This is a genomic window from Streptomyces aureus (assembly GCF_001418135.1).
In the GTDB taxonomy this organism is placed as follows: Bacteria; Actinomycetota; Actinomycetes; order Streptomycetales; family Streptomycetaceae; genus Streptomyces; species Streptomyces aureus_A.
In genome coordinates this window covers 1-12,151 of sequence record NZ_LIPQ01000341.1, presented here as the reverse complement: position 1 = coordinate 12,151, position 12,151 = coordinate 1, and the positions used below count along the sequence as shown (strand labels likewise).

Sequence of the window (12,151 nt, the reverse complement as noted above, 5' to 3'; positions counted from 1 at the left end):
GTTCGCCGCCCGCCGGCCCGGCTGGCGCGTGGACATGCGCCAGGCACCGTGGTCGGACCCCACCGCCGGACTCGCCGCCGGGGACGTCGACGCCGCGCTGCTCCGGCTGCCCTTCCCCGGCCAGGACGGCCTGCGGACCGAAACGCTGCTGACCGAGGACCGGTGGGCCGTCATGCCCGCCGACCATCCCCTGGCCGGCCGCGCCGAAATTCCCTTCCCCGAGCTGTGGGACGAACCGTTCGTCGCCGCCCCGCCCGAGACCGGCCCCTGGCACGAGTACTGGCTGGCCGTCGACGCCCGTGAGGGCCGGCCCGTCCGCATCGGTGCCGTCACCGAGAACCCGGACGACTGGCTCACCGCCATCGCCAACGGCTACGGCATCGCACTCGCCCCCGCGTCCGCCGCCCGCTTCTACCCGCGCCCCGGCATCGTCTACCGGCCCGTCACCGGCGTCGCCCCGACCAGCGTCGGCGTCGCCTGGCCGCCCGCCGCCGACACCGACCCCGCCGTCCAGGACTTCGTCCGCTGCTGCCTGGATCACCGTCCGCCCCACCCGGACGGACAAGGCTGACGCATTACGCCGGAGCACACCGAATGTGGCCGGCGCTGGCCGGGGTCGGCCTCGCCATGGCCTTCAACTGATCGCAAACGGCACAGGATCCAAGCCCAGCTTGTTCCGGCATGAGTCGACGGCCCGCGTGACCCAGGCGGTCACGGCGTCGCGATCTGCTGCGATCGCGTGAAGCTCGCGCGCTTTCTCCTGGGCATCGACCATCCACGGGACCAGTGCGTCCTCACGAAGGACTCGTTCGAAGTGGTCGCGGGCCGTGTCCGCGTCCCCAACCAGGGCGGCGGCGACCCCGGCGTCGAAACTGTCCCAGAGGAATCCCCGTCGCACCGGCCTGGACGTCAGGTACCGGGCGACATCCGCCAGGCCCGGGAACCTCTCCCTCAGCGCGGTCACGTTCGCAGCAGCCTGCCGACTCAGTTCGGCAGCCAGCCGCGTGAACTGGTCCTCGGTGCGAAACAGCTCGGAGCCGACCCGGACTGCGTCCACGTGGAAGGCCAGATGGTCCACGTCGTGCCACAGCCACATCGCACCGACACACAGACCACTGCCGGCAATCCGTGGCGGGGTGAACTCCACGACCCCGAGCCACCACCCGTGATCATCAATCCACAGCCGTGACCGCCCGCGCCGGGCCAGGCCGAGCGGCTTCAGGGACTCCCTCGCCGCCGAGGTGATGATCCGGAGCACGGGACTGCGATCTGCCATGCCCAGCATTATCGACGGCCCCACCGACATCCCGTCGGCCGTGGTGGCACATCGCCCTCGCAGAGCCGTTCAACAACACTGAGCGTCGCCCCTCCACAAGAGTGGGGCCGGAATCTGAGAACGGACAGCACACGTTCACCATTGCGGAACCCACCTGACTCCGGCTCTGTCAGATGTCCAGGACCTGGGGGTGCAGGCGAGGCTGCCGCGACGGGCTGTCCGTTCCTTCTGGCAGCATGCTGCCGTGACCGACACACCTGACCAGCGTCCCGCCGAATCCACTCTCGACTTCCTGCGCTCCGCGTTCCCGCCGGAGTGCCGCGAGCCGGCCCTCGGACAGAAGGCTGTAGTGGAGTGGGAGCAGGACAACGGGCTGGTCCTCCCGGAGCCGTACAGGACCTTCATCGCGGAGATCAGCAACGGGTCCAGCCTGGGACCCGCCGGCGACGGCGGCCTCCAGCCGCTCGGCCGGCTGCCCGGCACGTGGCCCGACCTCGGCCCGCGACAGCCAGGAGAACCGTTCCCTCTGGAGGCGGCTTGGCCCTGGGAGGACGACGAGACCGCCGACGACGAGGACCCCCGGATCGACGCCGCATTCAACAAGGGGTCCATCGTTCTCGGGTCCGAAGACGGGCAGTCGTTCTGGCTCCTGCTGACCACCGGCCCGCGCCGCGGCGAGGTATGGATGATCGCCGACGTTGGGGCCGTCCCGGCGCCGGGCGACCAGGCATGGGGCTTCGAGGCGTGGGTGCGGCACTGGCACACCGGCAACGAATGGTGGGACTGAGCAGTCCGTCCCCAGCAAGCAATGGTGGGACTGAGCCGTCCGTCCCCCGGCGGGAGTAATTCGAAGGTATGCCCTTGCCCCTCGCCAGGGGGGAAGGGCTTGACTGTCGTGCATGTTCGAGGGCGGCTGGAACCCCGGCGGAGAGCATGGCCTGAGCTGGAACAGTGCCCGGACCGACCCGGTGTGGGCCGTCCGGGAACGGCCTGCCCCGTCACCGGCGGGCTGCAACGCGGGCCGCGCCCGTTGCGATTGGGGGCTGGTGCCGTTGTGGGCGAAGGACCCCGGGGTCGGTTCGCGCGTGGTGAACGGCCACGGCGAGACGGCACACGAGAAGCCGGTCTACGCAGGGCCTTCGCGGCTCGCCGGTGCCTGCCCGGCTGCTCCGCTCCCCGACTGACCTCGGCGTGAGCGTGGCCCCCTCCGGTCACCCGGAGCGGTCCGTGCCGGGCGGATCGCTCGGCTCGTCCGAGGGAACCGGCGCGTGGCGCAAGGCGAGGGGCGGTTCCGGTGCGGTCGAGGAGATCTCGGGTTCCAGGCCCTGTGCGGGTGTCGTGCGTCGGCGCCCGGTGTCGAGCCGCCAGGCTTCGAAGACCAGGGTCGTCGCCGTGACGACGGTGAGGCCGAGCAGCCACCCGCCGACGACGTCGCTCACCCAGTGCACCCCCAGCGCGACCCTGGTGTACCCGACTCCCAGAACGGCCGTGACGGCGAGTGCCCAGGGCAGCGGGCGCCAGGCCCGGGGCACCAGGGGAAGCAGGACCAGCAGGAGGACGGCGCAGGAGGTGGTCGCGGTCATCGCGTGACCGGAGGGGAACGAGAAGCCGGGAGCGTGGGACACCGGATCCGGCAGGTGCGGGCGGGCGCGTTCGACCACGTGCTTCGTCAGCAGGCCGATCAGACCGCTGGTCACCGCCGTGACGGAGGCCCAGGCGGCCAGCCGCCACGCGCGGCGCGTCAGCAGCCACACCACCACGGCGGCGACCAGCAGGCGCATGACCACCGGGTCCCACACGTAACTGGTGAGGAACTCCAGGAAGCCTACCCAGCCCGGGTGTTCGAGGGCGGTCTGGTGCAGCCGCTCCGCCGTGGTCCGGTCGAGCCGGTACAGCGGCGGCCAACGGGACTCGACCAGGACCAGCGCGAGCGCGAAGGGGACGGCCACCACGGCGGTGGCGATCGCCGCCAGGACGAGCCGTGTCCCGAAGGTCGCGTCGGCACTGCGGTGCCGGGGGAGCAGGGCCCGGACGCCGGGCCTTCGGACTCGCGTGGTGCGCTGTGCCATGAGTAAGCAGACTTCCTTACGTGTCGCGTCGGTGAGCCGCGGCCGGCTCGTGGGAAATGTGGTCAGACGCCGGGGTCCCTGCCCACCGGTTCTTTCACGCCCGCGCGCGTGGCCTCCAGCTGTGCGGCGAACGCGAGGCCGAGGAAAAGGGCCAACGAGGTCAGGTAGGACCACAGCATCAGGGAGATGAGCGCGCTCAGGGGTCCGTAGACGGTGGTGAACGAGCCGCTCGCGCCGACGTACAGACTCAGAGCCCAGGTTGCCGTGATCCACAGGAACAGATACACGACGGCACCGAAGGCGAGCCAGGTGTAGCCCGGTTGGGCGCGGCGCGGCGAAAGGCGGAAGATCGCGCTGGTCGCCAGGACGGCCAGCAGGATCCCGATCGGCCAGCGCAGGACCTCCCAGGCCCGGACGGTGCCGGCCCCGAGGCGGTAGACCTCCGCGAACGCGTGCGTGAGATCACTGCCGAGGACCGTGACGACGAAGCTGAGCCCCAGCGGGAACCCGGCGAGGGCGGCCATCACCAGGCCCCGGGCGTACTTGTGGAGGAACGGCCGGTCGCGCTCGTTGCCGTAGATGCGATTGGCGCCGCGCTCCACCTGGCACAGGCTGGTCGTCACGTTCACCAGCGAGAAGAGCAGACCCAGCCAGAGGGCCGCCTGGCCGCCGTCGTCGGCGTGGCGCCGGCTCTCGTGCAGGGCGTCGTCGACCAGCTGTCGGCTCGGCCCACTGGTGATCCGATGGATCGTCAGCTCCGCGACACGGCCCATGTCCTCGGTGTGCAGCACGCTCGACAGGCCGATGGCGGCGATGGCCAGCGGCACGATGGACAGCACGGTCTGCAGGGCCAGAGCGCGGGAGTGGCTGAAGCCGTCCGCGTAGCGGAACCGCACGAAGGAGTCCCTGGCCAGCCTCCAGCCTCCGTAGCGGCGCAGCGCGGCCCACGCCTCGTCGCCGGACAGTTCCTCGCCCTGGACGTCACGTCTCTGCGGTACACGAGTGGCGGTGCCCATCATGATCCTGACTGTGTGTGCCGCGGCGCGAGCGGCGAGACGACGTCGGGCGGGACGGGACAGTCCGGGGCCCCGGCGCCGCGGGGCACCCCGTCGCTCCTCGTCGTACGGCGGGGGGTGGCGGCGTCGGGCCGTAGCGCGGTGGGCCCCGGAGCACGAGGCAGTCGTACGCGCAGCGCGCCGGGCTCCGTCTCCACGGTCAGCCGGCGGCCGTCGGTGAGGGGGTCCCCGTCTATCTCGCGAGGCTGCGCCCCGGCGAACCGGATGTCGATGCGTCGGCCGCGGTAGTACGTCAGAGCGCCGCCGGCGACGGACCGCGGGCCGGCTTGCGCCGGGTCGGCCGCGGTTCGCGCGTTCTGCCGCGGCTCCATGGAGCGCGGGCGCACGGCCCGGGATATCAGGTGGCCGGTCGCGGCGAGCCACCCGGCCGCGCCCTCCGGGTCGAACAGCACGACGTCAAGCCGCCCGCTGTCGGCGCGCGCACCCGGCAGGAGCTCGACTCCGCCCTGCAGTGTGCCGACGTTGCCGACGACGACCATGCGGGCCCGGTGGCGGCGGCGCCGCCCCCCGTCCACCCGGAGCGACACCCGGGTGCGGGGATCACGGAGGTGCCGGGCCGCCGCGAGGACGTAGGCGGCCCAGCCCAGTCGCGCCTTGAGCCGCGGCGACGCGTCGCGGACCATGGCCGCGTCGAACCCCGCCCCCGCCATGACGGTGAACCGTGTGGGCCGGAGGCGGTCGCCCCACACCCGCCCCACGTCGATGCCGAAGCAGTCCCCGCCCAAGGCCTCTTCCAGGGCCGTCGCAGGGTCGAGGGGGAGCCCCAGATTGCGGGCGAGGAGGTTCCCGGTGCCGCAGGGCACGACGGCGAGCGCGATCCCGGTCCCGGCCACCACGTCGGCGCAGGCTCGTACGGTCCCGTCCCCTCCGCAGACCACGACCAGGTCGACGGGGACCGGTGCGGCCCAGCCCGGCGCCGGGGCGGAACAGCCCGGCGCCGGAGCGGAACAGATCTCGGCGAGCTCCCCGCTCGGCCGCTCGGCCGTGGTCCCTGTCCACCGTTGATCCCGATGGCCGTGGGCCTCCAGGACGGCGCGCACACGGTCGGCGAGCCGGTCGTCGCAGGCGTGCGGATGACGGACGACGACGACCCGGCCGGCCGCCCGTCTGCCCGGGGGCCCCGCGGGGACCGCGCCGGGGGAGGACCGGCGGCGGCTGCGGTCGTCGTCGGCGCCGTCCGGCGTGCGTCCGGCGAGGAACACCGAGCCGACGACCAGAAGCGTCAGCGCACCGTTGACGAGGCCGCCCACGACGTCGGTGGGGTGGTGCATGCCCCGGTACAGCCGCGACAGCCCCACCAGCTGGGGGACGAGCAGCAGAGCGACCACGGCGACGTACCGCCGGGGGCCTTTCAGACGTGTCAGCGCCAGCAGGGCCAGCCCTCCGAACAGAGCGACGGAGGCACCGACATGGCCGGACGGGAAGCTCGACGTCGGCGGCGCCGCGTCGAGGTGTGGCACGGCGGGCCGGGGCCGCTGCACGCAGACGGTCACGACCAGGAACACCGCCGACTGTACGGCGACCGACGCGCCGAGGAACACGGCCTCGGACCACCTGGGGGAACCCGGCAGGAGGAGCAGTGCGGCGACGCAGAGCAGCGTCACCGCGATGATCGACTCGGTCCCGGCCAGTACCGACAGCGCGCCCGAGACGGCGTCTGCCACGGGGCCGCGGCCGGCGGCGACCGCGCGGTTGACCCGGTCCTCCACGGGGGTGAGCAGGTTGGCCAGTGGACCCCTGGTCAACAGCAGACCCAGCCCGACCATCAGGCTCACCTGCGCCGGCACCAGCACCAGAAGCCGGGAACGTCTCGCGGCCGCGTCCGTCTGCGTCGTCATGAGAGACCGCTTTGCCCGTCGCGGCCGGATGATGTCTGCGCCGGGCGAAGTTCGGGCTGGGCGAGCGAAGCCGCCCGAGCCGGCCGCTCGCGCCGCTCCTCCCCGGTGGGGGTGCGGGGGAGCCCCCGCAACCTGCTCTGGGGGCCGGTTCACTGGGCCGCCGCGTACACGGGTCGCGGTCCGGCGGACGCGACGGCCTGCTCAGGACCAGGCGGTCGCCGCCAGAAGCCGACTCGTGGCGCCGGAACCGTTGGTTCTCGACTCCTGCATGCCGACGGGCGTCGCCGGTTCGCAGAATCCGGCTGTGACGATGCTTCGCCGGGCTGCTGCCCGTACTCATAGGCAGCGACGCTCTGACTACCGTCCGCTGCCGTCCCCGCGCAGCGCGGCACGGACCAAAGCGACATCCGCAGTGGGAACAGCGAGTTCCCAGTAGCGATCCGCCGCTTGCAGGGACAGCAGACGGAACAGTCCCTTGTCGACGGCCGCGCTTCCCGGGCCGGCGACCGGGCCCGCCCCATGAACGTGGAACGGAGCAATCAAGGCAATGCCTTCGCCGGTTCCGCCGAGCACTCGAAACGGCCGCCACACCACCGGCGATGCTGCGGCAGGATCCAGAATCAACGACCCCTGCCGGAAACGATGGCCGTCACGGGCGAACGCAGAGACCTCGCGTGCCTCTCCCGCGTTCAACGCTGCGACGTCCGCCTCGGCGTGAGGCCGAGCAACCCCAGTGAATTGCCCGATGAGCCGCCCCGGATGCCGGAGCAGATCCGTGAAGGTCAGCGTTCCCGCGGCCCGACGCACTTTTCTTCCCACCGTTCCCCCTGCCTCCCATTCCCCCTGCATCGCGGTCACCCCCCAGCGTAGCGATGGGGCTGAACGGGATTGCTTCCTCAACCACTCTCGATACAGGCCCTATTGGCGGGTGGCCTTATCGAGCAGTAGCGACGTCGCTTGTCGATGGGTTTGGGAGGCGCCCTATTCCACGGATGGGTGATGTCGACGAGTTTGGGTTCTGGTCCAACTTCTGTGCTCTCACGCTCTGTAGCCTGTCGGGGCTGGATGGAGCTTCGTGACTCGTTGACAGAACTATTGGGGATCATGCCCACATGGACCTCGACCTCGCCCCGCCGACCGGCGTCGGCCCGTTGCGGATCGGTATGACTCGGGACGCGGCCAACATGGCGCTGGACTCACTCCGTGATCTCTCTGCGGTCTCAGATTCTGATCGGCCGGGGCAGCAGGTCTTCCGTCCCAGCGGGCTGATGATCAGCATCCACTGCATGCGAGACATGCTTGAAGCAATCGAGCTGGGAAGGCCGTCGTCCCAGAGGGACCGCGTGTTGTTTCAGGGCGTGGACGTGTTCGCGCTTCCGGCCCGCGAGGTTGTCCAGCGCATGGGCGAGTTCACCTCGATCGACGAAGATCCTGACGACGATGCTTCATTCATCGCCCCGGACTTGCTGCTGAGTTTCTGGCGTCCGTTCGCAGCCGACGATGAGCCGGAGGAAGAGCAGGGCTACTACTTCAGTTCGGTCCTGCTGGCCCGGCCTGGCTACTACGACACCCCTGCTCAGGCTGCGGAGCGACTCCAGCAGAGCTCGTGACGGTGCGGTCAGGATGCCAGCAGGACTCGTTTCCGTAGGAGGCTGAAGCCGGCCCGACCGTACATCTGGCGCTTGATCATTTTGATCCGGTTGACGTGACCTTCGACGACGCCGGAGCTCCACGGCAGGGTGAGGCCGGCAATGACGGCGGCGAGGTCGCGTTCGAGGCCGTTGACGAAGGTGTGGAGGTTGGGCAGGCCGTCGGCGCGGACCGCCTTGATCCATTGTGGGAGCTGGTAGGTCTTCCGGCCTTGCGGCGTCGGCCAGTCGTTGGACGGTGCGGTAGGTCATGCCGAGCTGTCGCTGGATCGAGCGTCGGCCGTGGCCGGCGGCCAGCAGCGCGTGGACGGTGGGCTTGGCGCGGGTGCGGTCGGCGAATCGGTGCCCGGTAGGCCATGGCGACCCGCTCTCGACCGGTGCCGGTGCCCGCTGCAGTACCGACTCGGCGAAGGTCGCGCGGAGGCACGAGCGGTGGCGGGAGACGCACCGCTCGGCCGCTTCGCCCAGGTTGCTCCAGAGGTGGAACCGGTCTGCGACCTGCACCGCGGTGGGCGCCCCAACGAGACAGGCACCGACTCCTACCGCCTCGCCAGCACCCGAGCACGAACCGAACAACCTGCCCAGGCTGGCTGAGACCGACTATTGACGATCTTGACGTGACTGACGAGCGTGAAGTCAGATGCGGTCAGAAGTCGGCATCGAGAAGCGGCACTACCGCAGGGGGTTTGGCGTGTTCATCACGGAAGAGGACGTTTTCGATCCTGATGAAATGCTGAGCCTCTACGACTCCGTCGGCTGGGAGGGCTACACCGCCGACGTCGACAAGCTCTGCCGCGGCCTGCGGAACTCCCATCTCGTCATCACCGCACGAGACGGTTCGGGAACGCTCCTCGGCCTGGCGCGGACCGTCTCCGACGACGAGCACATCTGCTACGTCCAAGACGTCGTGGTCAATCCAGCGCATCACCGGCAGGGCGTCGGCCGGGCCCTGGTCGAACACCTCACGCGACGCTACTCGCACTGCCGGTTCTTCCTCCTCTCCACGGACCAGGAGTCGTCACCGGAAGGCAAGCGCAACCACGCGTTCTACCGGAGCCTCGGCTTCCTGTCCTATGAGGAGAAGCAGATGGCGGGCTTCGGACTGCCCAGGAACCGCCCTGACCTGCGCGACATGACGCCATAGAGATTCGCCCCTCGTGGCTATGGCGAGGACGTCCACCCTCCACCGCCCCGCCCCGCCCCGCCTCGGGCGAGGGCCTGGCCGTCACACGTCCCGGACACGAACGTGCCGTCATCTCTCATCGACAGCCATCAGCCAGGCGATCACCACCTGCCTCCGAAACCGGTCGACAAACGCTGTTCCTGGAGATCAACGGAGCCAGGCGGGCCGCACCCGTTCCGCACCGTCTCCACCTGCAAGTTCACGGTCTACAGCTGGAGTATCAGGCGCTGCCGCACGTGCCTGGGCCCCGGCCTGAGTGGATAGGCCGGGGCCCAGGGGCGCCATGGCGGTCCGTCAGTGCCGGAAGTTGTCCTTGACGTCTTCCTTGGCCTCACGGGCCTTGCCCTTGGCCCGGTCCGCGTGGCCTTCGGCGGTCAGCCGCTCGTTGCCGACCGCGCGGCCCGCGGCCTCCTTGGCCCTGCCCGTGGCCTGCTCGACGTGTGCCTTGCTCTTCTCCGTACCCGACATCGGGACCTCCTCCTGCGAGAACCGGATTGGTCTTGACCGGCGCCTGCTCCCGATCACCGCACTCAAACCTCACGTCGTGTCGTCGGCAATCGGGCGGCGCGGATCGCCTTCTGTGCCGCTATGGGCCGGGTCGACGATGCGCCACCCAGAGAATCCCGTGAACATCGCACGCATGGCCGAAGGTTGGTGGGGCATACGGCGCCTCGGAGGTTGATATCCATGGTTCCCCTTCTTCTCGTTCTACTGCTCGTGCTCATCCTGTTCGGCGCCGGCTTCGCACTCGAAGCACTGTGGTGGGTTGCCGTCGTGGTGCTGGTCCTGTGGCTGATCGGGTTCGTCGCCCGGCCGAAGGGAGGTAGCGGCCGCTGGTACCGCTGGTAGCGCACCACGCATCCCCGCACCGCATGACCGTGGGCCCACCACCTGACGAAAGGTGGTGGGCCCACGGCCGTGCCTGCAGACACCGCCCGTCCGTCGGGCCCGCCCGTACTGGGACACGCCTGGCCCGGAACAGAGGGAGGGAGGAGTTCTTGGTCACTACGCCCCGCAGGTCGATCACGAGTACCTGGCATCGTGCGGGACACCCCCGCCCAGCGGGCCGGCGGCGTCGGCAACGGTCGGGTCGCGCCCTCGGGGCTGGCCGAGGGACGTGTGAAGGCGAGGGGTGGAGACCGTGGGGTGATCCGGCAGCGTGCTGGAGCGGTGGGTGGGGCCTGAGAGACTGGTGGGTATGGATATCCAGCGCAGGAACAATGTCACGGTCACCGGCAATCCTCATGGCCCGACAGTGGTTCTGGCGCACGGGTTCGGCTGCGACCAGAACATGTGGCGCCTTACCGTCCCTGCCCTGGTCAAGGACTACCGGGTGGTGCTGTTCGACTACGTGGGCTCGGGCCGCTCGGATCTCTCCGCGTTCTCCGAGTCCCGCTACGCGTCCCTCAGCGGCTACGCACAGGACGTGGTGGACGTATGTGACGTGCTCGACCTTCAAAGCGCGGTGTTCGTGGGGCATTCGGTGTCCGCGATGATCGGTGTGCTGGCCGCCCAGATGGCCCCGGAGCGGATCGGGGCGCTGGTGATGGTGGCTCCCTCTCCCCGGTACATCGACGACGAGGACTACCGGGGCGGGTTCAGCGCGCAGGACATCGAGGAGCTGCTCGACGCGCTGGAGTCGAACTATCTCGGCTGGTCGGCGGCGATGGCGCCGGTGATCATGGGGAACGGGGAGCGGCCCGAGCTCGGTGAGGAGCTGACCAACAGCTTCTGTGCCACCGACCCGGAGATGGCACACGTCTTTGCCCGCACCACCTTCCTGTCCGACTCGCGGGAGGACCTCAAGAAGGTGAGCGTGCCGACGCTCGTGCTGGACTGCACCCAGGATGCCATCGCCCCGCGCGAGGTCGGCGCCTTCGTGCATCGGACGATCCCCGGCTCGACACTGCTCACCCTGGACGCGACCGGGCACTGCCCGCACATGTCCGCGCCCGAAGCCACCAACGAGGCGATCACCGGGTTTCTGGCAGGCCTGCGTTGATGTGCCGCACCAGTCAGCACCGCGACCCGCACGACGCCGACGACGAGAAGACCTCGGGCGCGGCGTTCGCCGCGCTGCTGGAGGACAGCGCTGAGGAACTGTACGAGTGCGCGCCGTGCGGTTACCTGTCCACGCTGATGGACGGGACCATCGCGAAGATCAACACGACGCTCCTGGACTGGCTGGGCCTGAACCGGGAGGTGGTGGTGGGCCGTCTGAGGTTCACCGACCTGCTGACCGTGGGCGGCAAGCTGTACCACGAGACGCACTTCGCGCCGCTGTTGCGCATGCAGGGCGAGATCGGCGGCGTCGCCCTGGAGATCAAAACGGCCGACGGCGTCCGTATGCCGGTGCTGGTCTCCTCCACGGTCAAGCACGGTGCCTCGGGCGAGCCGCTGCTCATCCGCACCACCCTCTTCGACGCCCGCGACCGCCGCGCCTACGAAGAGGAACTCCTGCGGGCCCGTAAAGCCGCCGAGGAAGCACACCGACAGGCCGAAGCCGACCGGGCACGCCTCCAGGACGCCCTTGCCGCACTCCAGGCGTCGCTGCTGCCCGACGCCCTGCCGCCCATACCCGGCATGGAGAGTGTCGCGCACTACCGGACCGCCTCGCCCGACCGGCTCGGCGGCGACTTCTACGACGTCTTCCCAATCGACAGCACACGCTTCGCCTTCTTCCTCGGCGACGTATGCGGCAAAGGCCCGCAGGCCGCTGCCGTCACCTCGCTCACTCGATATGCCCTGCGCACCGCAGCGCTCCACGACGCCGACCCCGTCTCCGCTCTCACCACCTTGAACAGGGTTCTTCACGAGCGCTACAACGGTGGCGACCCCCGCTACTGCACCGCCATCTTCGGCACCCTCGAACCCGACCCGCACACCGGACAGTTCACCGTCCACCTCGCCTCCGGCGGCCACCCGCCCGCCCTGGTCCTGCGTTCCGACGGCACAGCCGACTTCCTCCCCACCCCCGGCGGCCTCCTCATCGGAATCCTGCCCACCGCACCCTTCACCCCCGCCACCACCACCCTCGGCCCCGGCGACACCCTCCTGCTC

At 70.1% G+C, this 12,151-nt stretch carries 14 protein-coding genes and 1 pseudogene; 8 read left to right on the top strand and 7 right to left on the bottom strand.

From position 1 onward, the window contains the following. Nucleotides 1-571: LysR family substrate-binding domain-containing protein (locus AOK00_RS26130; protein WP_173861635.1), on the top strand; the 571-nt coding region annotated here is incomplete at its 5' end. A gap of 63 nt (nt 572-634) precedes the next feature. Here the strand turns inward: AOK00_RS26130 and AOK00_RS26125 are convergent. Further along, entirely contained in the window at nt 635-1,276 is a 642-nt protein-coding gene (locus tag AOK00_RS26125) for a hypothetical protein (protein ID WP_159041856.1), read from the bottom strand. A gap of 244 nt (nt 1,277-1,520) precedes the next feature. Between AOK00_RS26125 and AOK00_RS26120 the strand changes: the two genes are divergently transcribed. Together AOK00_RS26120 and AOK00_RS38565 are read left to right on the top strand one after the other, a co-directional pair. Then, entirely contained in the window at nt 1,521-2,063 is a 543-nt protein-coding gene (locus tag AOK00_RS26120) for an SMI1/KNR4 family protein (RefSeq protein WP_055602705.1), read from the top strand. 112 nt (nt 2,064-2,175) lie between these two features. Then, on the top strand, nt 2,176-2,460 hold the full coding sequence (locus tag AOK00_RS38565) for an SOS response-associated peptidase family protein (RefSeq protein WP_254047507.1): 285 nt from the start codon (nt 2,176-2,178) through the stop codon (nt 2,458-2,460). A gap of 27 nt (nt 2,461-2,487) precedes the next feature. On the opposite strand, the gene AOK00_RS26115 is transcribed toward AOK00_RS38565, so the two are convergent. From AOK00_RS26115 to AOK00_RS39205, 4 genes are all read right to left on the bottom strand, one after another. After that, on the bottom strand, nt 2,488-3,345 hold the full coding sequence (locus tag AOK00_RS26115; RefSeq protein ID WP_055602704.1) for a phosphatase PAP2 family protein: 858 nt from the start codon (nt 3,343-3,345) through the stop codon (nt 2,488-2,490). A 62-nt stretch (nt 3,346-3,407) separates the two neighbouring features. Next, entirely contained in the window at nt 3,408-4,361 is a 954-nt protein-coding gene (locus tag AOK00_RS26110; RefSeq protein ID WP_055602703.1) for a YihY/virulence factor BrkB family protein, read from the bottom strand. Continuing rightward, a complete protein-coding gene (locus AOK00_RS26105) occupies nt 4,361-6,259 on the bottom strand; it encodes a diacylglycerol kinase family protein (protein ID WP_055602702.1) in 1,899 nt (632 codons plus the stop codon). Before AOK00_RS26105 ends, AOK00_RS26110 begins: the two co-directional genes overlap by 1 nt. Before the next feature lie 357 nt (nt 6,260-6,616). Continuing rightward, a complete protein-coding gene (locus tag AOK00_RS39205; RefSeq protein WP_159041855.1) occupies nt 6,617-7,117 on the bottom strand; it encodes a hypothetical protein in 501 nt (166 codons plus the stop codon). A gap of 254 nt (nt 7,118-7,371) precedes the next feature. On the opposite strand from AOK00_RS39205, the gene AOK00_RS26100 reads away from it, so the two are divergent. Continuing rightward, nucleotides 7,372-7,869 (top strand): hypothetical protein, encoded by a 498-nt coding sequence (locus tag AOK00_RS26100; protein ID WP_055602701.1) that lies wholly within the window; start codon nt 7,372-7,374, stop codon nt 7,867-7,869. A gap of 8 nt (nt 7,870-7,877) precedes the next feature. On the opposite strand, the pseudogene AOK00_RS39765 reads toward AOK00_RS26100, so the two are convergent. Further along, nucleotides 7,878-8,075, bottom strand: a pseudogene (locus AOK00_RS39765) (transposase); the annotation flags it as partial. A gap of 563 nt (nt 8,076-8,638) precedes the next feature. Here AOK00_RS39765 and AOK00_RS26095 point away from each other — a divergent pair. Further along, nucleotides 8,639-9,052 (top strand): GNAT family N-acetyltransferase, encoded by a 414-nt coding sequence (locus tag AOK00_RS26095; RefSeq protein WP_055602700.1) that lies wholly within the window; start codon nt 8,639-8,641, stop codon nt 9,050-9,052. Nucleotides 9,053-9,385: 333 nt separating this feature from the next. On the opposite strand, the gene AOK00_RS37520 is transcribed toward AOK00_RS26095, so the two are convergent. Next, nucleotides 9,386-9,559, bottom strand: coding sequence for a CsbD family protein (locus AOK00_RS37520; RefSeq protein ID WP_079042196.1), 174 nt, complete (start codon nt 9,557-9,559; stop codon nt 9,386-9,388). Nucleotides 9,560-9,778: 219 nt separating this feature from the next. Between AOK00_RS37520 and AOK00_RS26090 the strand changes: the two genes are divergently transcribed. From AOK00_RS26090 to AOK00_RS26080, 3 genes are all read left to right on the top strand, one after another. Then, nucleotides 9,779-9,940: a hypothetical protein gene (locus AOK00_RS26090; protein WP_055602699.1), complete on the top strand. Its 162-nt coding sequence runs from the start codon at nt 9,779-9,781 to the stop codon at nt 9,938-9,940. Nucleotides 9,941-10,289: 349 nt separating this feature from the next. After that, nucleotides 10,290-11,093 (top strand): alpha/beta fold hydrolase, encoded by an 804-nt coding sequence (locus AOK00_RS26085; RefSeq protein WP_055602707.1) that lies wholly within the window; start codon nt 10,290-10,292, stop codon nt 11,091-11,093. Next, on the top strand, nt 11,093-12,151 hold a 1,059-nt coding region (locus tag AOK00_RS26080; RefSeq protein WP_055602698.1), incomplete at its 3' end, for a PP2C family protein-serine/threonine phosphatase. The genes AOK00_RS26085 and AOK00_RS26080, both read left to right, overlap by 1 nt.